Source organism: Denitromonas halophila (assembly GCF_007625155.1).
Lineage (GTDB): Bacteria > Pseudomonadota > Gammaproteobacteria > Burkholderiales > Rhodocyclaceae > Nitrogeniibacter > Nitrogeniibacter halophilus.
The window spans coordinates 104,783-130,602 of the sequence record NZ_VMNK01000007.1 but is presented as its reverse complement, the minus strand read 5'-3'; the positions used below and the strand labels follow the sequence as shown (position 1 = coordinate 130,602).

The 25,820-nt window shown below is 63.6% G+C and carries 25 protein-coding genes and 1 pseudogene; 22 read left to right on the top strand and 4 right to left on the bottom strand.

What is annotated here, in order from left to right:
* Window positions 1-31: 31 nt before the first annotated feature.
* From FHP91_RS10105 to FHP91_RS10085, 5 genes are read left to right on the top strand one after another with little or no spacing between them, the layout of a single operon-like run.
* Window positions 32-2,299, top strand: coding sequence for a hydantoinase B/oxoprolinase family protein (locus FHP91_RS10105; RefSeq protein WP_222105161.1), 2,268 nt, complete (start codon window positions 32-34; stop codon window positions 2,297-2,299).
* A 24-nt stretch (window positions 2,300-2,323) separates the two neighbouring features.
* Window positions 2,324-3,205 carry a hypothetical protein gene (locus FHP91_RS10100; RefSeq protein WP_144309477.1) on the top strand — a complete coding sequence of 294 codons (882 nt, stop codon included), beginning with the start codon at window positions 2,324-2,326 and terminating at the stop codon, window positions 3,203-3,205.
* Window positions 3,202-4,020, top strand: a complete 819-nt coding sequence (locus FHP91_RS10095; RefSeq protein WP_144309476.1) for a glucose 1-dehydrogenase — start codon at window positions 3,202-3,204, stop codon at window positions 4,018-4,020. The genes FHP91_RS10100 and FHP91_RS10095 overlap by 4 nt, the downstream gene beginning before the upstream one ends.
* Window positions 4,021-4,047: 27 nt before the next feature.
* Window positions 4,048-6,045, top strand: coding sequence for an acetoacetate--CoA ligase (locus FHP91_RS10090; RefSeq protein ID WP_144309475.1), 1,998 nt, complete (start codon window positions 4,048-4,050; stop codon window positions 6,043-6,045).
* Between the two features lie 34 nt (window positions 6,046-6,079).
* Complete coding sequence (locus FHP91_RS10085) at window positions 6,080-7,117, top strand: NADP-dependent oxidoreductase (RefSeq protein ID WP_186301503.1); 1,038 nt, start codon at window positions 6,080-6,082, stop codon at window positions 7,115-7,117.
* A gap of 173 nt (window positions 7,118-7,290) precedes the next feature.
* Here FHP91_RS10085 and FHP91_RS21450 read toward each other — a convergent pair.
* Window positions 7,291-7,890 (bottom strand): annotated as a pseudogene (locus FHP91_RS21450) (IS3 family transposase); the annotation flags it as partial.
* Window positions 7,889-9,571: a sigma-54-dependent Fis family transcriptional regulator gene (locus tag FHP91_RS10070; protein WP_144309471.1), complete on the bottom strand. Its 1,683-nt coding sequence runs from the start codon at window positions 9,569-9,571 to the stop codon at window positions 7,889-7,891. The gene FHP91_RS10070 and the pseudogene FHP91_RS21450, both read right to left, overlap by 2 nt.
* Window positions 9,572-9,773: 202 nt before the next feature.
* On the opposite strand from FHP91_RS10070, the gene FHP91_RS10065 reads away from it, so the two are divergent.
* From FHP91_RS10065 to FHP91_RS10025, 9 genes are all read left to right on the top strand, one after another.
* The gene (locus FHP91_RS10065; protein ID WP_144309470.1) at window positions 9,774-10,145 is read left to right on the top strand and encodes a 2Fe-2S iron-sulfur cluster-binding protein; all 372 of its coding nucleotides are present in this window, start codon (window positions 9,774-9,776) and stop codon (window positions 10,143-10,145) included.
* 279 nt (window positions 10,146-10,424) lie between these two features.
* Window positions 10,425-10,694, top strand: coding sequence for a phenol hydroxylase subunit (locus tag FHP91_RS10060; RefSeq protein WP_144309469.1), 270 nt, complete (start codon window positions 10,425-10,427; stop codon window positions 10,692-10,694).
* A 40-nt stretch (window positions 10,695-10,734) separates the two neighbouring features.
* Window positions 10,735-11,730, top strand: a complete 996-nt coding sequence (locus FHP91_RS10055) for an aromatic/alkene monooxygenase hydroxylase subunit beta (RefSeq protein ID WP_144309468.1) — start codon at window positions 10,735-10,737, stop codon at window positions 11,728-11,730.
* Window positions 11,731-11,740: 10 nt separating this feature from the next.
* Window positions 11,741-12,010 carry an MmoB/DmpM family protein gene (locus FHP91_RS10050; protein ID WP_144309467.1) on the top strand — a complete coding sequence of 90 codons (270 nt, stop codon included), beginning with the start codon at window positions 11,741-11,743 and terminating at the stop codon, window positions 12,008-12,010.
* A 19-nt stretch (window positions 12,011-12,029) separates the two neighbouring features.
* On the top strand, window positions 12,030-13,583 hold the full coding sequence (locus FHP91_RS10045; RefSeq protein WP_144309466.1) for an aromatic/alkene/methane monooxygenase hydroxylase/oxygenase subunit alpha: 1,554 nt from the start codon (window positions 12,030-12,032) through the stop codon (window positions 13,581-13,583).
* Window positions 13,584-13,747: 164 nt separating this feature from the next.
* Complete coding sequence (locus FHP91_RS10040; protein WP_144309465.1) at window positions 13,748-14,107, top strand: phenol hydroxylase subunit P4; 360 nt, start codon at window positions 13,748-13,750, stop codon at window positions 14,105-14,107.
* A 63-nt stretch (window positions 14,108-14,170) separates the two neighbouring features.
* Window positions 14,171-15,226, top strand: coding sequence for an NADH:ubiquinone reductase (Na(+)-transporting) subunit F (locus tag FHP91_RS10035; protein ID WP_144309464.1), 1,056 nt, complete (start codon window positions 14,171-14,173; stop codon window positions 15,224-15,226).
* Between the two features lie 120 nt (window positions 15,227-15,346).
* Complete coding sequence (locus tag FHP91_RS10030; protein WP_144309463.1) at window positions 15,347-16,273, top strand: catechol 2,3-dioxygenase; 927 nt, start codon at window positions 15,347-15,349, stop codon at window positions 16,271-16,273.
* A 193-nt stretch (window positions 16,274-16,466) separates the two neighbouring features.
* Complete coding sequence (locus FHP91_RS10025; protein ID WP_144309462.1) at window positions 16,467-17,393, top strand: catechol 2,3-dioxygenase; 927 nt, start codon at window positions 16,467-16,469, stop codon at window positions 17,391-17,393.
* 29 nt (window positions 17,394-17,422) lie between these two features.
* On the opposite strand, the gene FHP91_RS10020 is transcribed toward FHP91_RS10025, so the two are convergent.
* Both FHP91_RS10020 and FHP91_RS10015 read right to left on the bottom strand, forming a co-directional pair.
* Window positions 17,423-17,965 carry an antibiotic biosynthesis monooxygenase gene (locus FHP91_RS10020; protein ID WP_144309461.1) on the bottom strand — a complete coding sequence of 181 codons (543 nt, stop codon included), beginning with the start codon at window positions 17,963-17,965 and terminating at the stop codon, window positions 17,423-17,425.
* Complete coding sequence (locus FHP91_RS10015) at window positions 17,962-18,720, bottom strand: GntR family transcriptional regulator (RefSeq protein WP_144309460.1); 759 nt, start codon at window positions 18,718-18,720, stop codon at window positions 17,962-17,964. Before FHP91_RS10015 ends, FHP91_RS10020 begins: the two co-directional genes overlap by 4 nt.
* Window positions 18,721-18,874: 154 nt before the next feature.
* Here FHP91_RS10015 and FHP91_RS10010 point away from each other — a divergent pair, with 154 nt between their 5' ends.
* The 8 genes from FHP91_RS10010 to dmpH are packed head-to-tail and all read left to right on the top strand — an operon-like array spanning window position 18,875 to window position 25,810.
* Window positions 18,875-19,342 carry a GlcG/HbpS family heme-binding protein gene (locus FHP91_RS10010; protein ID WP_144309459.1) on the top strand — a complete coding sequence of 156 codons (468 nt, stop codon included), beginning with the start codon at window positions 18,875-18,877 and terminating at the stop codon, window positions 19,340-19,342.
* A 7-nt stretch (window positions 19,343-19,349) separates the two neighbouring features.
* Window positions 19,350-20,804: a 2-hydroxymuconic semialdehyde dehydrogenase gene (locus FHP91_RS10005; protein WP_144309458.1), complete on the top strand. Its 1,455-nt coding sequence runs from the start codon at window positions 19,350-19,352 to the stop codon at window positions 20,802-20,804.
* An 8-nt stretch (window positions 20,805-20,812) separates the two neighbouring features.
* Entirely contained in the window at window positions 20,813-21,658 is an 846-nt protein-coding gene (locus FHP91_RS10000) for an alpha/beta fold hydrolase (RefSeq protein ID WP_144309457.1), read from the top strand.
* A gap of 9 nt (window positions 21,659-21,667) precedes the next feature.
* A complete protein-coding gene (dmpE, locus tag FHP91_RS09995) occupies window positions 21,668-22,450 on the top strand; it encodes a 2-oxopent-4-enoate hydratase (RefSeq protein ID WP_144309456.1) in 783 nt (260 codons plus the stop codon).
* 10 nt (window positions 22,451-22,460) lie between these two features.
* Window positions 22,461-23,072 (top strand): carboxymuconolactone decarboxylase family protein, encoded by a 612-nt coding sequence (locus FHP91_RS09990; protein WP_144309455.1) that lies wholly within the window; start codon window positions 22,461-22,463, stop codon window positions 23,070-23,072.
* On the top strand, window positions 23,069-23,983 hold the full coding sequence (locus FHP91_RS09985) for an acetaldehyde dehydrogenase (acetylating) (protein WP_144309454.1): 915 nt from the start codon (window positions 23,069-23,071) through the stop codon (window positions 23,981-23,983). The genes FHP91_RS09990 and FHP91_RS09985 overlap by 4 nt, the downstream gene beginning before the upstream one ends.
* Window positions 23,984-23,993: 10 nt before the next feature.
* Window positions 23,994-25,025 carry a 4-hydroxy-2-oxovalerate aldolase gene (gene dmpG, locus FHP91_RS09980; protein ID WP_144309453.1) on the top strand — a complete coding sequence of 344 codons (1,032 nt, stop codon included), beginning with the start codon at window positions 23,994-23,996 and terminating at the stop codon, window positions 25,023-25,025.
* Window positions 25,022-25,810, top strand: coding sequence for a 2-oxo-3-hexenedioate decarboxylase (gene dmpH, locus FHP91_RS09975; RefSeq protein WP_144309452.1), 789 nt, complete (start codon window positions 25,022-25,024; stop codon window positions 25,808-25,810). Before dmpG ends, dmpH begins: the two co-directional genes overlap by 4 nt.
* Window positions 25,811-25,820 lie beyond the last annotated feature (10 nt).

The following is a 25,820-nucleotide window of genomic DNA, read 5'->3' as shown; positions in this document are numbered from 1 at the left end:
GCCCTCAAAAGAGCACTTCGCGGAGACCGAAATGGGACATACCGACAATCAAATGAAAGCGGCCTTGAGTGCCGACGAGCAGGCCTTGCTGGATACCTTCCTGGAAGAGAACTCGCTGTTCTATGGACCCGACCCGGCGATCATGCGCGATCACCACATCGGCCCACGCACCGAGGTCGAGGATGCGTTGCTCAACAGCGAGCTCGACCCGCACGCGCTCAATCTGGTGCGTGGCCGCCTGCATGCGGCGCTCGATGAGACCTACGACATGGTCGAACAAATGGGTACCGCGCCGGGTGCAAAATGGGGCGACCTGGTGACCGCGGTCTACACCGCTACCGGCGATCTGTCGTCGATCAGCCCCAAGGGGGTGGTGGTGTTCTCCGGCGTGTGTCACTACCCGCTCAAGTTCATTGCCAAGTATTGGGCGCACGACCCGACGGTGGGCCTGCGTGAGGGCGACGGCTTCATCCATAACGACTCGCGCTACGGCAACATCCACAACACCGACCAGAGCATGATCATGCCGGTGTTCCACGAGGGCGAGGTGATCTGCTGGGTGTCCTCGACCATCCACGAGGGCGAGAACGGCGCTTGCGAGCCCGGCGGCATGCCGGCGGCGGCCGAGAGCAAGTGGGACGAGGGGCTCAAGATGCCGCCGTTTCGCATCGTCGAGAACAACCAGGTGCGGCGCGATCTGCTCACCTTCTTGCAGAACTCGGTGCGCGACCCCAAGCTCCAGTACGAGGACGTGAAGGTCAAGCTGCATGCCTGCCTGCGCCTGATCGAGCGCATCCGCTCGGTGATTGCCGAGTACGGCAAGGAAAACCTCATCGCCTGCCTGCGCAAGAACATTGAGGACGTGGACGTGGAGGTGCGCCGACGCATCCGCGAGATGCCCGACGGTACCGTGCGCACCCATGCCTTCATTGACGGCACCCTGCGCGAGAACGTGCTGATCAAGTACAACCTCACCGTTACGGTCAAGGGCGAGCACATGATCCTGGATGTGCGCGGCTCCAGCCCCGAGTTCACCAACCGCTCCATCAATACGACCCTGGCCTCGCTCAAGACCTGCATCGCCACCGCCTACCTGCTTTACATCTGGCCGGACCTGCCTCACAACATGGCCTGCTTCTCGGCGGTGGAGGTGCTCTCGGACGAGAACTCGCTGCTGGACTCGTCCTTTGACGCGCCCAACTGCATGAGCCTGATTCCCCTGTTCAAGTCTTTCACCCTGCCGACCATCGCGCTGGCGAAGTTCATGTACAGCTGCCCGACCCGCTACACCGCGATCTACTCCTCGCACTTCAATCAGCCCTACACCTTTATTTACGGCGGCGTCACCCAGCATGGCGAGGTGACCGGCAACTTCTGCGCCGACATCAACGGCAACGGCGGCGGCGCGCGCGAAAACCGTGATGGCGAGCATGCGGTGGCTCCGTGCTTCGGCTACATGTGCGACACCGGTGAGCAGGAGCTGATCGAGGAGGAACTGCCGGTGCTGCGGCTGGTGGCCCAGCATCTGACCAAGGACCGGGTCGGCTTCGGCAAGTATCGCGGCGGCCTCGGCTACGAGCAGCTCATCACCAGTCGAGACGCAGGCTTCTGGGGCTTCATGACCGGCGGCACCGGCTCGCTGCATCCGAGTGCCTACGGGCTTTTTGGCGGCTACGCCTCGCCGGTGTACACCTTGTGCAAGATCCGCGAGGTGAATGTCTTCGACACCCTCAAGACCGATCCGCGCAGTTTCAAGTTCGACCTGGTCGAGCTCATGAACGAGCAGGCCATCCCCGGCGCCAAATACGGCGCCTACGACATGGGGATGACCTTCGAGCCGGTGCAGGAGGGCGAGGTCTACATGATCTGCCAGGGCGCCGGCGCCGGTTATGGCGACGTGCTCGACCGCGATCCGAATCTGGTGATCCGCGATCTGGAAGAAGACCTTATCTCCCACGAGACCGCTCGCGCGCTCTATCACGTGGTGTATGACACCGACTCACTGGTGCTCGATGTGGAGGCCACCCGTGCCGCCCGCGCCGCCGAGCGCGAGTCGCGCAAGCGCCGGGGCAAGCCCTTCGACGAATTCGTGGCCGAGTGGGTGCGCCCCGAGCCGCCCGAGGATCTGCCGTATTACGGCAGCTGGGACGACCCCACCCGTATCTACGCGGGCCAGGGGGCCGGCCGTGTGGTGATGCAGCGGGGCGCGGTGCAAGGCGTGATGATGCCCAACCCCAAGGATGTGCGTATTGCCGAACTCGAAGCGCAACTGGCCGCTGCGACGGCCGGGCGTGGCTGACCGATATCCTGCGGGAGGATTCCGATGAGTACTTCTTTCATGGACCGACTGGCCGGCGGTGAGCCGCTGGTGTGGCTGGATTTTTACGACTATGCGGGGGCACGGCTGGCCGGCGCCAGTGGTGTGCCCTGGCTGGATGACGCGGCCTTTGCCGCCTTCCATGGCAAGGCCCAGGGGCTGTTGGGTTCCGATGTGATCACCGTGCCGGTGGCGCGTATCGCCGAGGCGCTGCTGCGCGCCAGTCCGGCCCTGTCGGCCGCCATGGGCGAGAAGAAGCGGCCGGCCTACCCGCTGCGCCGCCTGCTCGAGGACGCCGGCCTGCGCCAGGCGGTCTCGGCCCTGCTGGGGCCGCTGCGCGCCGCCGATAGTGAGCGTCCGCTGGCGCTGGTGCTGCCCTCGCCGCGCCAGTGGCTGGCCGCCGCCTACGCCGTGGCTCATGGCGAACCGATGGCGGCAGATGTGGCGAACGACCCGGACGAGATCGACGGCGCGGCGGTGTATGTGGCCAACTTCCTCGGTGAGTTCGCCTCGGCGGGCGTCGATCTGGTGCTGCTGTGCGAGTCGGCCGACAACGGTGCACGCAACGCCGACGACCTGTCACTTTATGATTCGGTGTTCAAGACCTGCCGGCATTTCCGCTGGGCCATCGGCCTGCTCGATCCGGCCGGCCTGCTGCCGGTGAATGAGGACGGTGCGCTCGATCTGCTGATCGCGCCCGCGGGCAACCGCGAGGTGTGCGTGGCCGAGGCCTTCTGGCATGACGGAGGCGAATCGCTCGCTCCGCCGAACGCCCGGCTCTACCACGGCAGTATCCCGGCCGACGCGGTGCCCGAGACCGTGCTCGATCGCCTCGCCGTGCTGCGTCGACGCGATCGTCAGGCGGAACTGGCGGAGGTGAGCGCATGAGTGCCGCTGATCCCTTCCGCCTCGACGGCAAGGTCGCGCTGATCACCGGCGCGGCGCGCGGCATCGGTGCCGAATGTGCCCGCCATCTGGCCAATGCCGGGGCGCGGGTGATGCTCACCGATGTGCTCGACGACATCGGTCGCGATACGGCCGCCAGCCTGCGCGCCAGTGGTGCCGAGGCGGACTATCACCCCCTCGACGTCACCCGCGAAGCCGACTGGGAGCGCGCCATCGCGACCACCATCGACAGCTTCGGTGGCCTCGACGTGCTGGTGAACAACGCCGGCATCGAGATCATGGGCGCGATCACCGAGGTGAGCCTCGACGACTTCCGTCGCCTCATGGCGATCAACGTGGACGGCGTGTTCCTGGGCTGCAAACAGGCGGTGATCGCCATGCGCCCCGGCGGTGCGGCCGGGTGCGGCGGTTCGATCATCAACATGTCCTCGGTGGCCGGGCTGATCGGCGTGCCCTGGCTCTCGGCCTATGGCGCGAGTAAAGGCGCGGTGCGGATGATCACCAAGGATGTGGCGGTCGAATGCGGCCGCCTCGGCTACGGCATCCGCTGCAACTCCATCCATCCCGGGGTGGTCGCCAGCCAGATGGCCGATTCCTTCCTGCACAAGAACCAGGCCCTGTCCGGCGGCACCGCCTCGCTCGACGAGATCCGCGCCGCTTTCCTCCAGGCCCATCCCATCGGGCGCATGGGCGAGCCGGCGGACATCGCCCATGCGGTGCGCTTCCTTGCGGCGGAGGCCTCGTCCTGGATCACCGGCGTGGAGCTGCCGGTCGATGGCGGCTGGACGGCGACCTGATAACAAGAACGATTGAGGAGACGCGATATGGTCAATGAAGGCGATTTGTTGTGGACACCGAGTGAGGCCTTCGTCGACAGCTCGAATGTCACGGCGTTTATTGACTGGCTGCGCCGCGAGCGCGGGGTGGACTGCGCCGACTATCCCGCCCTGTGGGCCTGGTCAGTGAAGGACGTGGCGGCGTTCTGGGAGGCGCTCTGGGACTACTTCGGCATCAGCTCGCCGACCCCTTACCGCGCCGTGCTCGAAAACCCGGTGATGCCGGGCGCGCGCTGGTTTCCGGGTGCGCAGGTGAACTTCGCCGAACAGCTGCTGCGCCAGGCCCGGCCGGGCGAGGTGGCGCTGCATCATCTGTCGGAACTCAATCCGCTTCAGCACATGACATGGGATGAACTGGCCCGTCAGGTGCGGTGCCTGGCCACCTGGCTGCGCGAGTCCGGGGTGGAGCAGGGCGACCGGGTGGTGTCCTACCTGCCCAACACGCCGCAGGCGGCGGTGGCGATGCTGGCCACGGCGGCGGTGGGGGCGATCTGGTCGAGCTGCTCGCCGGATTTCGGCGTCAAGAGCGTGCTTGACCGCTTCGTGCAGATCCGGCCCAAGGTGCTGTTCACCATTGACGGCTATCGCTACGGCGGCAAGGACTTCGACCGCCGGCCCGAATCCCGCGAAATCGCCGCCAGCCTGCCGACGCTGGAGACCATCGTCTGCCTGCCCTATCTGAATCCGGATGATCCCGGCCTCGAGGCCACGCCCGGCGTGCGCGTTGCCCGGTGGCCGGATGTGGTGCCGGACGGGGTGGACGTGCCGGGCTTCGAATTCGCGCCCACGCCCTTCGAGCATCCCCTGTGGATCGTCTATTCCTCCGGCACCACCGGCCTGCCCAAGCCCATCGTGCATGGGCATGGCGGCATCACCCTGGAGATGCTCAAGCTTTCGCACTTCCACTTCAACCTCAAGCCCGGTGGGGTGATGTTCTTCTACAGCACCACCGGTTGGGTGATGTGGAACATCGTCGTTGGCTCGCTGCTGTCGGGCGCCGCTGCCGTGCTCTATGACGGCAACCCGGCCCATCCCGACCCGGACGTGTTGTGGCGCATGGCCGCTGACACCGGCACCACCTTCTTCGGCGCCAGCCCCACCTATGTGGGCATGATGGCCAAGGGGGGCATCCATCCGAGCGAGACCTACGATCTGTCGTGCATCGAAGGCATTTTGCTGGGCGGCTCGCCGGTGACGCCCGAATCCATGGTGTGGTGTTACGAGAACATTAACCCGGACCTGTGGCTCACCTCGCAAAGTGGTGGCACCGATGTGGCCACCGGCTTTGTGGGCGCCTCGCCGACGCTGCCGGTGTATGCTGGCGAAATCCAGGCGCGGATGCTGGGTGTCGACGTGAAGGCGCTTGACGAGGCCGGTGCGCCAGTGGTGGGCGAGGTGGCCGAACTGGTAGTGTGTCAGCCCATGCCCTCGATGCCCCTGTGTTTCTGGAATGATGAGGGCGACACGCGTTTCCGGGAATCGTACTTCGAGGTCTATCCCGGCCTGTGGCGTCACGGTGACTATCTCAAGATCAACGCCCGCGGCGGCTGCTACATCTATGGGCGCTCTGACTCGACGCTCAACCGCTTCGGGGTCAGGATCGGCACAGCCGACATCTATCGCTGTGTCGAGGCGATCGCGGGTGTGGCCGATAGCCTGATCGTGTGCCTCGACCTGTCGGGGGGGCGATTTTTCATGCCCCTGTTCGTGAAACTCGACCCCGGCGTAGTCCTGGACGCGGCGATGGAAAAACGGATCTGCGATCGGCTGCGCAGCGAGTATTCCCCCCGCCATGTGCCGGATCGCATCTATGCCATGGACCGGATTCCCTACACCCTCACCGGCAAGAAAATGGAAGTGCCGGTGCGCAAACTACTGATGGGCGTGCCGGTGGCGAAGGCGGCCAATCCGGATTCCATGGCCAACCCCGATGCACTCGACGATTACATCGCTTTCGCCCGGGATTGCCCGGATTACACGCTTTAGCCCGCACCGACAAAAACCCGAAGGAGCAGGAGACATGACACAAACGAACGCGGTCTGGGTGATGAACCGCCATGCCGATGGCCCGATGAGTGACGACAATCTGGTGCTGCGTGAGCAGCCCATGCCGGAGCCGGGCGAGGGCGAGATCCGGGTGCGTGGGGTGTATCTCTCCCTCGACCCGACCAACCGGGTATGGCTGTCGCCGCGCTACACCTATCTGCCGCCCATCCCGCTCGGCGACCCCATGCGCGGTTTCATCATCGGGGTGGTGGACAAGTCCCGCGCGCCGGGCTGGGCCGAGGGCGATATCGCCTACGGGCTGATGCAGTGGGCGCGGTATTCGATCATCAACCCCGATCGCACCGCCTTCATGATGAAGATGCCGGCACCGACCGAGGTGTCGCTCGAAGCATCGATCTGCGCCCTGGCCATGAACGCGCATACCGCCTATTACGGTCTATTGCTCAAGGGTCAGCCGCGCCCGGGTGATACGGTGCTGATCTCCGGCGCCGCCGGGGCCACCGGCGTTCAGGCCGGGCAGATTGCCAAAATTGCCGGCTGCCGCGTGGTCGGCATTGCGGGTGGCGCCGAGAAATGCGCCATGCTGGTGAATGAATTGGGTTTTGACGCTGCCATCGACTACAAGGCCGAGAACGTCCTCGAGGCCATCGGCCGGACCTGTCCCGATGGCGTGGACATCTTTTTCGACAACGTCGGCGGCCCCATCCTCGATGCCGCGCTCGCGCATCTGGCCATGGGCGCCCGCGTCGTGATCTGCGGCGGCATCTCCGACTACGACAACATCGAGGACCCGGACGCCCTCTATGGCGTGAAGAACCACTTCATGCTGCTCATGCGCCGCGCCCGCATGGAAGGTTTTGTGGTCTTCGACTTCCTCGGGGGCGCCGATCAGCAACGTTGCGAGCGTGATCTGACCCGTTGGTTCCAGGCCGGTCGGCTCAAGTATCAGGCCCATGTGGTCGAGGGCATCGAACACGCCTTCCCGTCGCTCAAGCTGCTGTTCAACGGGGGAAATCGGGGCAAGCTATTGGTGAGACTCGATCGGGATTGAAGGAGGCCGACGTCGGGGGCGTTTGCGAGAGCTCGCGCTCCAGTGTGACAGACGTCGCCTCTGCAGAACTGGGCGGGAGCCGACCAAGGCCGGCACACATCCGACCGGCATTCCTTGTGCGCAACGGCGGCTGGGACGCCCATCAAAACGGGGCCAGCGAACAGGCGTAGTGGTCAAGTTTTTTCGGACACCTCGATAAGCTGTTTTGCGGCGTCGTTGCGTTCGTACGCGGAGGGCTACCATGTAGCCCAGCGTCGAATGCAAGCGGACGGTGTTGTAGAAACCGACGATGTCGTCGGTGACATTTCGGCTGGCCTCGGCATGGTTTGCATAGTCTTGCTGCCAAACGCGGTCCATCTTCAGATTCAGGAAGAAGCGTTCCATCACGGCGTTGTCCCAGCAGTTGCCCTTACGGCTCATGCTGACCAGCAAGCCATGACGGCTCAGCGGTTCGCGATGGGTGGCGCAGGTGTACTGACTTGCCACGGTCCGAATGCACAATCAACCCGGCCGGCGCTTGGTGCCGTGTAATGGCCATCTTCAAGGCGGAACAAACCAGCTCTGGCATGCGTGCTCGGCGCCATCGCCCAGCCGACGATTTTGCGCGAGTACAGATCCATCACCGCCGCCGGGTAGAGCCAGCCAGCGTAGGCAATATCCGAGACCCACGCGGCATTGATCGTGGTCGGCCTGAATTGCCGATCCAGCACGTGATGGATCATCCGCCTGTCGAGGTGTCCGAGGAAATTGAACCACGACAGCCCGCTGGCCTTACGCGGAAGATGTGTCGGAGAGTTTTTTCAGTCGGTAGGACAGTTGTGGCCGCGATATGCCGAGGGCTCGGGCGGCTTTGGCGAGGTTCCCGCCGGATTGCGTGACGGCATGGTTGATCATCAGGTTTTCGATATCGTGCAGTGATCTGCCGCTTTGCGAAAGAAGGGTGGCGAGATCATTGATTTCGTGCGGGGCCTTGTTGCTCAAGACGCCATCCGCACCAACGCCGATCGGGAACTGATCGTATTGTGCCGGGCTTGTAAACAGGTGCTCCAGTTCGATCCAGTCGTGCTGGGGGGCAAGAATGACGCCGCGTTCGATGATGTTTTCCAGCTCACGGATGTTGCCCGGCCACGCGTAGTCGCCCAGCGCTCTGAGCGCTTTGTCGGTGATGCCCATGAGCTTCTTGTCGTGCAGTGCGGTGAAGCGTTTCAGCAGCGCGTCGACCAGCAAGGGGATGTCGGAGGCACGTTCGCGCAGGGGCGGGATGGTGACCGGATAGACGTTGAGTCGGTAATACAGATCGTTGCGAAAGCGCCCTTCCTTGACGGCTTCCTGGAGATTGACGTTGGTCGCCGCGACTAGCCGGACATTGACCTTGCGGACCTGGTCGCCACCCAGCCGTTCGATTTCGCCTTCTTGCAGGGCGCGCAGCAGCTTGGCTTGCGCGGCGGCCGGGAGTTCGCCGATTTCGTCGAGAAACAGGGTGCCACCGTCGGCGCGCTCAAACTTGCCGGCGCGCGAGGTATCGGCACCGGTGTAGGCCCCCTTTTCGACACCGAAGAGTTCGGATTCGATCAGATCGTGGGGCAGGGCGGCACAGTTGATGGCGACAAAGGGGGCGTCCTTGCGGGCGCCGAGCTCATGCAGGGTTCGGGCAAAGCGCTCTTTGCCGACGCCGGTTTCGCCCAGCAGCAGCACAGTGACATTGGTGGCTGCCGCCTTGGTGATGAGCGAAATGGCCGTCTGGAAGCCGGCAGAGGCGCCGATCAGGTTGGTGGTCGGCCGGTTCTTGCACAGCGTGGAGCGCAGCGCGTCCACCTGGTCGCGCAGTTCAAGCAGCTTGCCGAGGACCGAGTCTTCCTCAAAATAGGGCAGGTAGGCGTCCGCATCCGGCCAGGCTTCGGCAGGGCGGCCGACGATGCGGCAGTGGTTGGTGCCGGTGGCCGCACACTCGACTTCCTTGAAGAGAATGAAACGCCCCATGAAAGCGGTGGTGTAGCCCGAGGCGTAGCCCAGCTCCATCCAGCAGATGGGATCGGCGGCATGGCCGAACTCCGCGAGGTGGACTTCGGCCTCCCAGGAGTTATGCCAGATGAACTCGCCGTCGAACTTGCCGTTGTCGATGTCCATGTCGAGGCGGACGGTTTCGACCTGGACACTGCCTTCGAGCATATGTAGCTGTGGGCCGACGACAAACGCGTCCTTCAAGCTCTGATGGCCCCGAATCTTGCGGGCCAGCTCGGCGTCGCGCACACCCGCGGCGTAGCCCATTCGGGTGAGGACGCGGCGGGCCTGCTCATTGCCCAGCGAGGTGATCAGCTCTTTGCGCAGTTCGCTCAGCGACGCGGTGTGCATCAACACCATGCGGTTCTGATCCAGCCAGATCAGACCATCTTCGGATGAAAAGTGCACCAGACTGCGCAAGTCATTGATTTCCGGGTATTCAATTCCCGCCACATGGCCTCCTCGGGGTCTCGGTATGTGCTTGTCTGTCAGGGATTCCGAGTCTCTTTCTTATAGCACCGATTGCGCCCGGAACCGCGCGTGTCCGTCCTCCGATACGGAGGATTTCACGACCCTCTCTTTTGTAATAGAAGGATTTTCTTCGGCGAAGTTTCCGCGTATTGTATGAAATCTCGAGATTAATAGCGAGCTTCACATGGTCAAGCAAGAGGTGCGGCGATTCACGATCCGTCTGCTCAATACCGCGGATAGCTTTGCGTGCCGGTCAGACGAAAGCGTGTTGTATGCCATGGAGTTGTTGGGGTATCGCGGCATTCCCGTCGGCTGCCGGGGCGGTGGCTGCGGCGTGTGCCGCGTGCGGGTGCGTTCGGGGCAATACACGGTGCGCAAGATGAGTCGCGCCTGTGTCTCCGAAGCCGAGGAGGCGGTCGGTGTCGTGCTGGCGTGCAAGTTGATTCCGCACTCCGACCTCGACCTGGAAGTGCTGGGAAAGATGCTCAAGTGCCTGTCAGCCGCACGGTCGGCGCCCGAGACACCGCACGCAGCACGCATGAAAGCGCCTCGGTGATCTTCACGTCTTCAGCCCACTCACCGACCCGGCGCCATGCCGGGTTTTTTTTGCCTGTCGCAGCTAAGCCTTTGTTGCAAAGCACAAAACACGGTTGATCATTTGGTGAGCTGAGACGATGTATTTGATCAATTGATCACTCCATAAACTTGCCTTTTCAAACAAAATCTCGAGAAAAATAAAAATATCCGGTTAAAAACAGATGCTTGGCGCAACTGGCACAGGCCTTGAGTGATAGGTCTGTAAGGGCTGGTAGGTGCTTATCAAATGGAGAACGGAATGGCGCAGGTGGAGATGCGGATCGATGTGAGCAAGAAATACGTTCGCGTTGTGGAGCGGCGTGCGAACGGTCTGGTCGAGTTCGAGTTCTCGATCGGCTTGCCCGAGCTGTACGTCGAGATGCTGCTGCCGGCCGATGCCTTCGAGGCGTTCTGCAGCAATAACGACGTGATTTTCATGGAAGGCCCGCGGCCGCTGGCCGATACCGGGGCGGACTGGGAGTGGCGCCTGCGGGACGCTACGCAAGAGCGTTTTCGCGACAAGCAATAAACCGGCGTTGCCGGATAGAAAACAACAGGAGGAGACAAGGATGCACATTGATCTGCGAACGGTAACCATCAAACCGTTGCGTCACACTTTCGACAATATTGCCCGCCGGCTCGGGGCCGACAAGCCGGCGACCCGCTACCAGGAGGGGACGTTGGACATGCAGCAAACGGCCAACTTCCATTACCGGCCGACCTGGGATCCGGATCATCAGATTTACGATGCGTCCCGCACCGCCATCAAGATGGCCGACTGGTACGCCTTCAAAGACCCCCGTCAGTTTTACTACGGCGCCTATACGATGGCCCGCGCCAAGCAGCAGGATACCGCCGAGGCAAACTTCGACTTTGTCGAGAACCGCAACCTCGCCGACACCTTGCCCGCCGACGTGCGCGCCACCGTGCTTGAACTGCTGGTGCCGCTGCGCCATGTGGCCTGGGGATCGAACATGAACAACGCTTCGATCTGCGCCTACAGCTATGGCACGGCCTTTTCGCAGCCGGGCATCTATCAGGCGATGGACCAACTCGGCATTGCCCAGTACCTGACCCGGGTCGGCCTCCTGCTCGGTGGCGTCGAGTCGCTTGAGGTGGCAAAGACGTCGTGGATGGAGGGCGACGCCTGGCAAGGTCTGCGCCGCTATGTCGAGGACTGCATGGTCATCAAGGACCCGGTCGAACTGTTTGTGGCGCAGAACGTGGCGCTCGATGGGCTGCTCTACCCGCTGGTGTACGAAACGATCGTCGATGACGTGCTCTCCGCCAAGGGCGGCACACCGGTCGCCATGCTGACCCAGTTCATGACCGACTGGTTCACCGAGACGAAACGGTGGACCGACGCGACGATGAAAACCGCTGCCGCCGAATCCGACGAGAACAAGGCAATCCTCGCCAAGTGGGTCATCCAGTGGCGCGATCGCGCCGCCGCCGCCCTGTTGCCGGTGGCACGTATTGCTCTCAATGAACGCACCGATGCGCTGGTTGCCGAGGTTGTCCAGCAGTTCGACGCGCGTTTGATCAAGTCTGGCGTACCCCTTTAAGGATATTGCGATGTCGACCGTATTTATCGCGCTACAAACCAACGAAGACACCCGCCCGATCGTCGAGGCCATCGTGCAGGACAACCCTGACGCGATCGTGAATGAAGCACCGGCGATGGTGAAGATCGATGCCGATGGAAAGCTCGTCATCCGTCGCGAGACCATCGAGGAGCTGATTGGGCGTTCCTACGACCTGCAGGAGCTGCAGATCAACCTGATCACCATGTCGGGCAACCTCGACCAGACCGACGACGAAATGACGCTCTACTGGAACGCCTGACGCGCAAGGAGACAGAGACATGGATATGCAAGTTGCAAAGAAAAAGCTGGGTCTGAAAGAGCGTTATGCGGTGATGACGCGCGGCCTGGACTGGGTTCCGTCCTACCAGAAGATGGAAGACATCTATCCCTACATGAGCTACGAGGGCATCAAGATTCACGACTGGGACAAGTGGGAAGACCCGTTCCGCCTGACCATGGATGCCTACTGGAAATACCAGGCCGAGAAGGAACGGAAGCTGTATGCCGTGCTGGACGCCTTCAACCAGAACAACGGCCACCTCAATGTGACCGACGCGCGCTACATCAACACCGTCAAGCTGTTCGTCAGTGGCATCAGCCCGCTCGAATATGTGGCACACCGCGGCTTTGCCCACGCCGGCCGCCAGTTTCCGGGTGCCGGGCCGCGCGTCGCCTGCCTGATGCAGTCGCTGGATGAGATCCGCCATGCCCAGACCCAGGTGCATGCCGTGGCCAACTACAACAAGTACTACAACGGCATGCATGACTTCCATCATGCGCATGACCGGGTGTGGTTCTTGTCGGTGCCGAAAAGCTTCTTCGACGATGCGATTACCGCCGGTCCGTTCGAGTTCATGGTGTCGATCGGATTCAGTTTCGAGTATGTGCTGACCAATCTGCTGTTCGTGCCCTTCGTGTCCGGCGCCGCCTACAACGGCGACATGGGCACCATGACCTTCGGTTTCTCGGCCCAGTCGGACGAGGCCCGTCACATGACGCTCGGCCTCGAGGTGATCAAGTTCATCCTCGAACAGGATCCGGACAACCTGCCCATCGTCCAGCGCTGGATCGACAAGTGGACCTGGCGCGGCTATCGCGTGCTGACCCTGGTGGCGATGATGATGGACTACATGCTGCCCAAGCGCACGATGAGCTGGAAGGAAGCCTGGGAGATCTACTTCGAGGAAAACGGCGGTGCCCTGTTCAAGGATCTGGCCCGCTACGGCATCACCATGCCCAAGTGTGCCGAGCAGATCGCACTCGAGAAGGACCACCTGTCGCACCAGGCCTGGAGCACCTTCTACAACTACGCTGCGGCCGCCAACTTCCACACCTGGGTGCCGGACGAAGACGAGATGGCGTGGTTGTCAGCCAAGTACCCGGACAGCTACGACAAGTACTACCGGCCGCGCATGGAGTACTGGCGCGAGCAGGCCGCCAAGGGCAACCGTTTCTACAACAAGACCCTGCCGATGCTGTGCCAGACCTGCCAGATTCCGATGGTGTTCACCGAGCCGGGCGACCCCACCAAGATCTGCTATCGCGAGGTCGACTACAAGGAGTCGAAGTATCACTTCTGCTCCGATCACTGCAAGGCGATCTTCGAGCACGAGCCCGAGAAGTACGTGCAGGCGTGGTTGCCGGTGCATCAGATCTACCAAGGCAACTGCTTCCCGGAAGGCACCGATCCGACCGTGGAGGGCTTCGATCCGCTGGCTGCGGTGCTCGACTATTACCACTTCGAATCCGGCCGCGACAACCTCGATTTCGAGGGCTCGGAGGACCAGAAGAACTTCGACGCCTGGCGTGGCATGGCGACCAAAAACGTGTGAGCGGTGGAGGGCGGCGGCGGGTGCACCGTCTTGCGGGCGCCTCGCCGTGCCCTCCAGAACCGAGACCACATTGAACCGATACAGCGTCAGGGGAGGGTGTCTGCTCAGGTGAGGTCAAGTACCTCGCCTGGCACACCGCCCCGGCGCGACGAAGGAGATGAGACATGGCTGTTGCTGCCGTAAAAGCGTACCAATTCGAGCCCGCCGACCGGCTCGAAAACTTCCATGGTGCCCAATTGCTGTACGTCGGCTGGGAAGACCACTTGCTGTTTTGCGCGCCTTTCGCCTTTCCCTTTCCGCCGACGATGCCCTTCCGGGCGGTGGTCGAGCAGGCGCTGCCGGATGCCTTTGGCTATCACCCGGATTTCGCAAAAATCGACTGGAGCACCGCCGAGTGGTTCAAGTCTGGCAAGCCCTGGGCGCCCGACCTGGACAAGTCGCTGGCCGAAAACGGACTCAAGCACAAGGACGTGCTCCGCTTCCGCACGCCTGGCCTGACCGGCATCAAGGGCTCCTGCAGCTGATCCGCGACACCCGCGGCCTGACGCACCCTGGCCGCGGGGTCGGATCCCCGAGAGAGAACAGCAATGAGCTACGAACTGACGATTGAACCGCTCGGCACGACCATCGAAGTGGAGGATGACCAAACCATTCTCGACGCCGCCTTGCGTGCCGGCATCTGGTTGCCGCATGCCTGCTGTCATGGCCTGTGTGCGACCTGCAAGATCGATGTGCTCGACGGCGAGGTCGAGCACGGCGAGGCGTCGAGCTTCGCGCTGATGGACTTTGAGCGCGATGAAGGCAAGGCCCTGGCGTGCTGCGCCACTTTGCAAAGCGATGTGACCATCGAGGCGGAGATCGAAGAAGAGCCCGACGCCGAATCGATTCCGGTGTGCGACTTCTCCGGCACGGTGAGCCGTATCGAGGCGCTGACGCCGACCATCAAGGGCATCTTCATCACCCTCGATGAGCCGATGCATTTTCAGGCCGGGCAGTACATCAACCTCGAGATCCCCGGCGATGTCGGCTCACGCGCGTTCTCGCTGGCCAATGCGCCAAGCAGCGGCCGCGAGATCGAACTGAACGTGCGCATCGTGTCCGGTGGGGCGGGCACCACCTTTTTGCACGAACGGCTGGCGGTGGGCGACCGGATGACGCTGTCCGGGCCCTACGGGCGCTTCTTCGTGCGCAAGTCGGCGCAGGCGCCGCTGATCTTCATGGCCGGTGGATCGGGCTTGTCGAGCCCCCGCAGCATGATTCTCGACTTGCTCGAATCAGGCTGTGAGTTGCCCATCACGCTGGTGTATGGCCAGCGTACCCGGGCCGAGCTGTACTACCACGACGACTTCCTCGCGCTGGCCGAGCGCCATGCCAATTTCAGCTATGTGCCGGCGCTGTCAGATGAGCCGGCGGGGACGGACTGGGGCGGTTTTCGCGGCTATGTGCACGAGGCGGCGACGGCCCACTTCGACAACGACTTCCGCGGCCACAAGGCCTATCTGTGCGGCCCGCCGCTGATGATCGATGCCTGCATCGGTGCGCTGATGCAGGGGCGACTGTTCGAGAACGACATCTACACCGAGAAGTTCATTTCCGCGGCCGATGCGCAGCAGGTACGCAGTCCGTTGTTCAAGCGAATTTAAAATCTCGAGAAAATATGTTGACGTCGAGATAATAGACAAATATCTTCCATTCCATGACATAACAAAACTGCGGACGGGCGGCCCGGCGAGGGCGCTCGATACCGCAGAAGGAGACTTAAAATGGCGATCAATGGTGTTCTCAGACCCGGCCATGTCCGGCTTCGCGTTCTCGATCTTGAAGAGGGCGTCAAGCATTACCGTGACGTGCTGGGCCTGCAGGAAGTGGGGCGCGATGCTCAAGGTCGCGTCTATCTCAAGGCCTGGGACGAGCGCGATCACAACTCGGTCGTTCTGCGCGAAGCCGACGAGGCCGGCATCGACGCGATGGCCTTCAAGGTGGCGGACGCTGCCACGCTGGACCGGCTGGAGGCCGATATTCGCGCCTTCGGGCTCAGCACCGAGCGCATCCCGGCGGGTGAAATGCTCGAGACCGGTGAGCGTGTGATCTTCCAGGCGCCGACAGGCCATCACTTCGAGCTGTATGCCGACAAGACCGACGTGGGCAATGGCATGCCTTACACCAACCCCGAGGTGTGGGTGCAGGATCAGAAGGGCATCAACCCGGTGCGCTTCGACCACTGCCTGCTGTACGGGCCGAACATCACTGAGGTAGAGAAGTTGTTTACCGAGGTGCTGGGTTTCTACACCACCGAGAACGTGTTGATGGAAGACGGCAAGAGCAACCTGGCGGTGTTCCTGTCGTGCTCGAACAAGGCGCACGACATCGCCTTCGTGATGCACCCGGAACCGGGGAAGCTGCACCATGTGTCCTTCCTGCTCGAGAGCTGGGAGCAGGTACTGCGGGCCGCCGACATCATGTCCATGAACCGGGTGTCAATCGACATCGGCCCGACCCGCCACGGCATCACGCGCGGGACGACCATCTACGCTTTCGACCCGAGTGGCAATCGCTTCGAGACCTTCTCGGGCGGCTACCAGACCTACCCGGACAACCATCCGATCACCTGGACTTTCGATCAGGTGGGGCCGGCGATCTTCTACCACGACCGCGTGCTCAATGAGCGTTTCCTGGCCGTCGTGAGCTGAGTAATTGCAGTGCCGGGGCCGTGTGATGCGGCCCCGTGGTTTGACTTCCCCGCAGAGAGAGAAAAGTCGTGCCGGCCTGGGCCGGACGCGACATGACACGCCCGACACCAGATGTCCGCACGGGACGACATCAGATCATAAAAGGGCATACCCCCGCGCCCGAACGGGGACGGCATAGAGGAAGGAGACCATCATGGCAATCACCGGCGTGTTGCGCCCTGGCCATTTTCAGATGCGGGTGCTGGACCTCCAGCAAAGCATCGATTTCTACACCAACGTTATCGGCCTGAAGGAGATGGGCCGCGATACGCAGGGCCGGGTCTACTTCAAGACCCAGGACGAGCGGGACCACAACAGCTTCATCATCCGCGAGGCCGATGAAGCCGGCGTCGACTTCGTCGGCTTCAAGGTGGCCGACCAAGCGACGCTCGATAAACTCGATGCCGACCTGCGTGCCTACGGCGTGCACACCGAGCGCATCGCCGCCGGCGAGATGCTCGAGACCGGCGAGCGCGTGCGCTTCGAGATTCCCACGGGCCACCAGATCGAGCTGTATGCCGAGAAGACCGACGTCGGCAACGGCATGCCCTACGTCAATCCGGAAGTCTGGGTGCCCGACGCCAAAGGCATCAACCCGGTGCGCTTCGACCACTGCCTGTTATATGGGCCGGACATTGACGGCGCCCGCAAGATCTTCGAAGACGTGCTTGGCTTCTATCTGGTCGAGCATGTGCTGATGGACGATGGCGAGGCCGATCTGGCGATCTGGCTGACCTGCTCGAATAAGGCACACGACATCGCCTTCGTGCGCCACCCGGAGCCGGGCAAGCTGCATCACGTTTCATTCCTGCTCGAGAGTTGGGAGCAGGTGCTGCGGGCGGCCGACATCATGTCCATGAACCGGGTGTCGATCGACATCGGCCCGACCCGCCATGGCGTCACGCGCGGCACCACCATCTACGCCTTCGATCCCTCAGGCAACCGCTTCGAGACCTTCTGTGGCGGCTACCAGACCTATCCGGACCAGCAGCCGATCAAGTGGACCTTCGATCAGGTAGGCCCGGCGGTGTTCTACCATGACCGCAAGCTCAATGAGCGCTTCCTCAGCGTGGTGTCCTGACGGTGCCGAGCGGGCAGCACGACGCGTTGTCAGCTGCCCGCCTGCAACCAGTCGCGCAGCGCGCGGGTCAGCCGCGGCATGACGAGGTAGGTCATGCACGGCACCACGATGGCGGTGAGGATGGCCGTGCGCAGCAAGAAGGGCAGGGGCGCGAGCACCGGGCCGAGGACGTAGAGCAGCAGCGACACGGTGGGGAAAATCCCCAGCCAGGTCACCACCGTCATGCGCGCCCGTGAGGGTGGGTGTGCCGAGGGCACCGGCGGCGGCACGAACCATGCCTCCATGCCCGACAGCAAGTGGTATTCCGGGTCGCCGTCGGCCAGTGGGGCGAGGCGCGTATGCCATAGCGCGCGTGCCTCCGAAAGATTCCAGCGTTCGAGATCAGCATCGGTGGCGAACTTCAGCGCCACCCGGTATTCATTGCCGTCGCCAAGTGGCGGCGTCAGCTCCGCGCCCAGGAAGCCGGGTAATTGCCGTGCATCTTCAAACATGCCGCGCACCAGCGCTTCATAGGCCTTGGCGCACTGCGGCCGAACTCGCCGATGTGCCACCCGGACAACTGGGCTGCTCACGCCTGATCGGCCTTCTGGCGGGCCAGAGATACCGGCGCAGCCGCCGTCAGGAATTCGGTCGGCATGTGCCGGACAGCGTCGAGCGTGCGCAGGATGTGCTCGGTGAGCACCTTGCAGGCCGCCTCGCTGTCACGGGCAACGGTGGTGTCGCACAGCAACTGGTGTTCGGCGTGCACGTCGCGCGGGATCGGGTTGCGGAACAGGCTCAGGCGCCGATAGCGCTCCGACTGCCGATACAGGATCTGCTGAAAGTGCTGGATCCAGCGCGACGGACAGGCGCTGATCAGCACCTCGTGAAAGACCCGGTTGCGCTCCTCCCAGTCTTCCCGCGCGCTGGCCTCGTCGTCAAGGCGCTCTTCGGCCCGCGACAGGCGGTGGAACGCGGCCAGTACCCGGCCTTCCCAGTCGTCGTCGCCCAGGGCGATGGACTGGCGCAGCGCTTCGGTCTCGATCAGCACGCGGGTGCGGGTGATGTCCTCGAAGTCTTTCAGCGAAATGGGCGCAACGCGAAACCCCCGCTGGCCCTGGGCGACCACGAGGGCGTCGGTGACCAGCAGTTGCAGCGCCTCGCGCAGCGTGCCGGCGCCCACGTCGTACTGCTCCTTGAGGTGTTCGACCCGGAGCTTTTCGCCCGGCGGATGCACGCCCTCGACGATGTTCCGCCGCAGGCGGCGGTAGGCGCCTTCGACCAGGGTCTTGGGTTCCATGCCCGTATCAGGGGCGGCGGTGGTGTTGTTCAAGGCTGCGTCGCTCATGGCGATCCTTGTTCCTTTGCGGGTGCGCGAATGACGTGCTCATTCTATCGAAACAGCAATGTTCGGTGAAATATAAAAATCTCGAGAAAATGTGTTGACGTCGAGAATAATACGAAATATTGTTCGTATCAACACAGGCGAAAGGCAAACAGTCATGGCATCGGTTCAGCGCGAATCCGTGGTGGTTACCCAGGCAGTCATTGGCTGCGACGCAGCGGCGCAGGCCGTGAGCGCGGCAGTTGCGCATGCCCGCGAACTCGGGGTGCGCATCAACGTGGCAGTGGCCGACAGCGGCGGCAATCTGGCGGCCTTCCTGCGCATGCCGGGGGCCTTCGTTCAGTCGATCGATATCGCCATCGACAAGGCCTACACGGCCGCGGGATTTGGTTTTCCGACGGGCGACTGGATGAAGGTTGTCGGTCACGACGAAGGCATGAAGCTCGGTTTTTCGGCGCGGCCGAGGCTGGTGGTGTTTGGCGGTGGGCTGCCGATCCGTATCGACGGCGTGCTGATCGGCGGGGTGGGCGTCTCAGGCGCTTCTGAAGAACAGGACGAGGCTTGCGCCCGGGCCGCTTTGGCGGTCATCGGGGCGGAAGTGACACAAGACAACAAACAGGGTTGAACGACACATGAACCAGATCCGCAATTTCATCAACGGCGAATACGTCAGCACCGCGAAGACCTTCGAGAAGCGCTCGCCGCTCGACAACACGGTGATCGGCGCGGTGCACGAAGCCGGCAAGGCCGAGGTGGACGCCGCCGTGGCGGCGGCCCGCGCGGCCCTCAACGGCCCTTGGGGGCGCATGACCGTGGGCGAGCGTGTCGATATCCTCTATGCGGTAGCCGATGGCATCAACGCCCGCTTCGATGAATTCCTCGCTGCCGAATGTGCCGACACCGGCAAGCCGATGAGTCTGGCGCGGCATATCGACATCCCGCGCGGCGCGGCGAACTTCAAGATCTTTGCCGACGTGGTCAAGAACGTGCCCAGCGAGTTCTTCGAGATGGCGACGCCTGACGGGCGTGGCGCGCTCAACTATGCGCTGCGCCGGCCGGTGGGCGTGGTCGGGGTGATCTGCCCGTGGAACCTGCCACTGTTGCTGATGACCTGGAAGGTCGGTCCCGCGCTGGCCTGCGGCAACACGGTGGTGGTCAAGCCCTCCGAAGAGACGCCGCAGACTGCCGCACTACTCGGCGAGGTGATGAATGCCGCCGGCGTGCCCAAGGGCGTCTACAACGTGGTGCATGGTTTCGGGCCGGGCTCGGCGGGCGAATTCGTCACTACTCACCCGCAGGTCGATGCCATCACCTTCACCGGCGAGACCCGCACCGGCGAGGCCATCATGAAGGCCGCGGCCACCGGCTCGCGTCCGGTGTCGCTGGAGATGGGCGGCAAGAACCCGGCCATCGTGTTTGCCGACTGCGATTTCGATGCTGCCATCGAGGGCACCATGCGCTCGGTGTTCGCCAACTGCGGCCAGGTCTGCCTGGGCACCGAGCGGGTGTATGTCGAGCGGCCGATCTTCGACAAGTTCGTTGCCGCGCTCAAGGTCGGCGCCGAAGGCTTGCGTCTTGGCCGCCCGGAGGATCCGGACACTGGACTCGGCCCGCTGATTTCGCAGGAGCACAAGAACAAGGTCTTGTCCTACTACGCCAAGGCGCGCGAGTTGGGAGCGACCGTGGTGACCGGGGGCGGCGCGGTGCAGATGCCCGGTGTGATGGCCGAAGGTGCCTGGGTGCAGCCGACCTTGTGGACCGGGCTGGATGACGACTCCGCGATTGCGCGCGAAGAGATCTTCGGCCCCTGCGCCCTGATCCAGCCCTTTGACAGCGAGGACGAAATCGTCCGTCGCGCCAACGACACGCAGTACGGGCTGGCGGCCTCGGTGTGGACTCAGGATCTGACCCGCGCCCACCGCGTAGCCGGCCGGCTCGAGGTGGGGCTGGTGTGGGTCAACAGCTGGTTCCTGCGCGACCTGCGCACCCCCTTCGGCGGGGCCAAGCAATCGGGCATCGGCCGCGAGGGCGGGGTGCATTCGCTCGAGTTCTACACCGAACTCAAGAACGTGTGCATCAAGCTGTGAGCACCGTCATGACCGCCGCCAGCCCCGAGATCGGTCAGCGCATTGTCGCGGCCGGCATCGAGACCAATGTGCACGACATGGGCACGGGCTTTCCGGTGCTGATGATCCACGGCTCCGGGCCGGGTGTGTCGGCCTGGGCCAACTGGCGCCTGGTGATGCCCACGCTGGCCAGGCAGGCGCGGGTGATCGCGCCGGACATGGCCGGCTTCGGCTTCTCCGCCCGGCCCGACGGCTACGACTACACAATGGACAACTGGGTGGCGCAGGCCGTCGGCGTGCTCGATGCGCTCGATATCGAACAGGCCGATCTGGTGGGCAACTCCTTTGGCGGCGCGCTGGCCCTGGCGCTGGCGATTCGCCACCCGCAGCGCGTGCGCCGGCTGGTGCTGATGGGCAGCGTCGGCGTGCCCTTCGAGATCACCGCCGGGCTGGACGCGGTGTGGGGCTACACGCCGAGCCTCGATAACATGCGCACGCTGCTCGACCTGTTTGCCTGGGATCGCACGCTGGTGAACGACGAGCTGGCCCAATTGCGTTTCGACGCGAGCATCCGCCCCGGCTTTCAGGAGAGCTTCGCCGCCATGTTCCCGGCCCCGCGCCAGCGCTGGGTGGACGCCATGGCGAGCGCCGAGGCCGACATCCGCGCCATCGCGCACGAGACGCTGGTCATCCACGGCCGCGACGACCGGGTCATTCCGCTGGCCAACTCGCTGACCCTGGCGCAGTGGATCGACCGCGCCCAGCTGCATGTCTTTGGCCGCTGCGGCCACTGGACGCAGATCGAACACGCCGCGCGTTTCGCCCGCCTGGTGGGCGATTTCCTCGCCGAAGCCACCCCCGAATCCACGCACTGAGGAAGACCCATGGAACAGGACCTGATCAACCGCCTCGGCGACGAGCTCTATACCGCGCTGACCACCGGCGAGGTGCTTACACCGCTGACCGAGCGCCATCCCGAGATCACCATCGAAGACGCTTACCAGATTCAGCAGCGCATGCTCGCGCGCCGCATCGACGCGGGCGAGACGGTGATCGGCAAGAAGATCGGCGTCACCTCGAAGGCGGTGATGAACATGCTTGGCGTGCATCAGCCGGACTTTGGCTGGCTCACCGACGGCATGGTGTTCAACGAGGGCGAATCGATCCCGATGAACACGCTGATCCAGCCCAAGGCCGAGGGGGAAATCGCCTTCGTACTCAAGCACGACCTGCAGGGGCCGGGTGTGACCGCGGCCGATGTGCTGCGCGCTACCGAAGGGGTGATGGCCTGCTTCGAGATCGTCGATTCACGCATCCGCGACTGGAAAATCAAGATCCAGGACACCGTGGCGGACAACGCCTCCTGCGGCGTGTTTGTGCTCGGTGATCGCATGGTTGATCCGCGCGAGGTCGATCTGGCCACCTGCGGCATGGTGCTCGAGAAGAACGGCGAGATCGTCGTTACCGGCGCCGGCGCCGCCACCCTGGCGCACCCGGTCAATGCCGTGGTGTGGCTGGTCAACATGCTCGGTTCGCTCGGCATCGGCCTCAAGGCCGGCGAAGTGGTGCTCTCTGGCGCGCTCGGCGCGATGGTGCCGGTGGCCGCTGGCGACAACCTGCGCGTCACCATTGGCGGCGTTGGCGGCTGCTCGGTGCGCTTCGTCTGAGGAGACAACCATGGCGCGACTCGACCCCCTGATCATCGATGCGTCGCACGAACTGGCGGCGGACTTCGCCTTCTTCGAGAAGACGCTCGGTTTCGTGCCCAACAGCCTGCTCACCATGGCGCACCGGCCGAGCCTCGCGCGCGGTCTGATCGCCTTGAGCAAAGGGGTGTATGACCCGAAAGGTGAGGTCGATCTCGGCCTCAAGCGGCTCATCGGGCATGTGGCCAGCATGGCCGCTGGCTGCATGTACTGCCGGGCCCACACCGCCACCAGCGCCATGCGCCACGGCGTGAGCGCCGACAAGCTGGCGGCCATCGCCGAGTACCGCAGCAGCCCGCTGTTCAGCGAGGCCGAGCGGGTCGCGCTCGACTTTGCCCTGGCCGCGGCCAGCCAGCCGAACGATGTGACAGATGCGCTGTTCGCCCAGTTGCGCGCGCACTGGAGCGAGGGGCAGATCGTCGAGATGCTCGGCGTGATCGGCCTGTTCGGCTTCTTCAACCGCTGGAACGATTCGCTCGCCACCACGCTGGAGGCCGAGCCCCTGCAAAACGCAAGCAAGACGCTGGGCCCGACCGGCTGGAACGTCGGCAAGCATGGCCCCAACCAAGAGGAAGGACACTGATGAACAAGATCAAATGTGCGCTGATCGGGCCGGGCAACATCGGCACCGATCTGCTCTACAAACTGCAACGCAGCCCGGTGCTCGAGGCGGTGTGGATGGTCGGCATCGACCCGGAATCGGACGGCCTCAAGCGCGCCGCCGAGATGGGGCTCAAGACCACCGCCGAGGGTGTGGATGGGCTGATCCCGCACATGAAGGCCGACGGCGTGCAGATCGTCTTCGATGCCACCTCGGCCTATGTGCACGCCGAGAACTCGCGCAAGGTCAATGCCGAGGGCGCGATGATGATCGACCTCACGCCCGCGGCCATCGGCCCCTACTGCGTGCCGCCGGTCAATCTCAAGCAGCACGTCGGCCAGCGGGAAATGAACGTCAATATGGTCACCTGCGGTGGCCAGGCGACCATCCCGATGGTTGCCGCCGTGTCGCGGGTGCAGCCTGTGGCCTATGGCGAGATCGTCGCCACCGTCGGCAGCAAGTCGGTCGGCCCCGGCACGCGCAAGAACATCGATGAATTCACCCGCACCACCGCCGGTGCGGTGGAGAAGGTGGGTGGCGCCAAGCGCGGCAAGGCGATCATCATCGTCAACCCGGCCGAGCCGCCGCTGATCATGCGCGACACTGTGCACTGCCTCACCGAGACAGAGCCTGACCAGCAGAAGATCACCGAATCCATCCACGCCATGATCGCCGAGGTGCAGAAGTATGTGCCCGGCTACCGGCTGGTCAATGGCCCGGTGTTCGACGGCAATCGCGTGTCGGTGTTCATGGAGGTTGAAGGCCTGGGCGACTACCTGCCCAAGTACGCCGGCAACCTCGACATCATGACCGCCGCCGCCGCGCGCACCGCCGAGATGTTCGCCGAGGAAATCCTCAAGGGCGAACTCACCCTCGAACCCGTCACCGCGTAAGGAGCGTGCCATGACACTCAAAGGCAAGAAAATTACCGTGCATGACATGACCCTGCGTGACGGCATGCACCCCAAGCGCCACCTGATGACGCTGGAGCAGATGAAGAACATCGCGGTCGGCCTCGACGAGGCGGGCATCCCGTTGATCGAAGTCACCCATGGCGACGGCCTGGGCGGCAGCTCGGTGAACTACGGTTTTCCGGCGCACACCGACGAGGAATACCTCTCGACGGTGATCCCGCTGATGAAGCAGGCCAGGGTCTCGGCACTGCTGCTGCCGGGCATCGGCACCGTCGATCATCTCAAGATGGCGCACGAACTGGGCGTGAACACCATCCGCGTGGCCACCCACTGCACCGAGGCGGATGTGAGCGAACAGCACATCGGCCTGGCCCGCAAGCTCGAGATGGACACTGTCGGTTTCCTGATGATGGCGCACATGAACAGCCCCGAGGGGCTGGTGACGCAGGCCAAGCTGATGGAGAGCTACGGCGCCAACTGCATCTACATCACCGATTCGGCCGGCCATCTGCTGCCCGACACCGTCAAGGCCCGGCTCGGCGCGGTGCGCGAGGCGCTCAAGCCGGAGACCGAGCTCGGCTTCCATGGCCACCACAACCTGGCCATGGGCGTGGCCAACTCGATCGCTGCGATTGAAGTCGGCGCCAACCGCATCGACGCTGCGGCGGCCGGCCTGGGTGCCGGCGCCGGCAACACGCCGATGGAAGTGCTGGTCGCAGTGTGCGATTTGATGGGCATCGAGACCGGCGTGGATGTGTTCAAGATCCAGGACGTGGCCGAAGACCGGGTGGTGCCGATCATGGACTTCCCGATCCGCATCGACCGCGACGCGCTCACCCTCGGCTATGCCGGCGTGTATGGCTCCTTCCTGCTGTTCGCCAAGCGCGCTGAGAAGAAATACGGCGTGTCGGCGCGCGACATCCTGGTCGAGATGGGCCGGCGCGGCATGGTCGGGGGGCAGGAAGACATGATCGAGGACACCGCGATGAATCTGGCCAAACAGCGCGGGGTGGCGGCATGAAGCTTGATCAAGCCACCATTGCCAAACTTGCCGAGCATCTCGAAAACTGCGAGCTCGAAGCGCAGGACACCCACAAGATCACCGACGACTACCCGGACATGGACTGGGATGACGCCTACGCCATTCAGGACCTGATCCGGGCGCGCAAGATCGCGCGCGGTCACAAGATCGTCGGCCTCAAGGCCGGGCTGACCTCGCACGCCAAGATGAAGCAGATGGGCGTGACCGAGCCGGTGTTCGGTTTCATGGCCGACTACTATGCCGTGCCTGATGCCGGCGAGGTGAAGGTCTCCGAGCTGATCCACCCCAAGGTCGAACCGGAGATCGCCTTCGTCACCAAGACCGCCTTGCGCGGACCGGGCTGCCATATCGGCGCGGTGCTGGCGGCGACCGATTTTGTCATGCCGGGCATCGAGGTCATCGACAGCCGCTACCGCGATTTCAAGTTCGACCTGAAGAGCGTGGTGGCCGACAACACCTCGGCCGCGCGCTTCGTCATCGGCGGCCAGCCGCAGCCGGTGGCCAATGTGGACCTGCGCACCGTCGGCGTGGTGCTGGAGAAGAACGGCGAGCCGGTCGCGCTCGGCGCTGGCGCGGCGGTGCTCGGCCATCCGGCGGCGGCCATCGCCATGCTGGCCAACATGCTGGGCAAGCGCGGTGAGGAGATTCCGGCCGGCACGCTGATCCTCTCCGGCGGCATCACCGAGGCCATTCCGGTGGCGGCGGGCGACTCAGTCACCTTGCGCATCCAGGGCATGGGCAGCACGTCCTTGCGCTTCATTTGAGCAGAGGAGA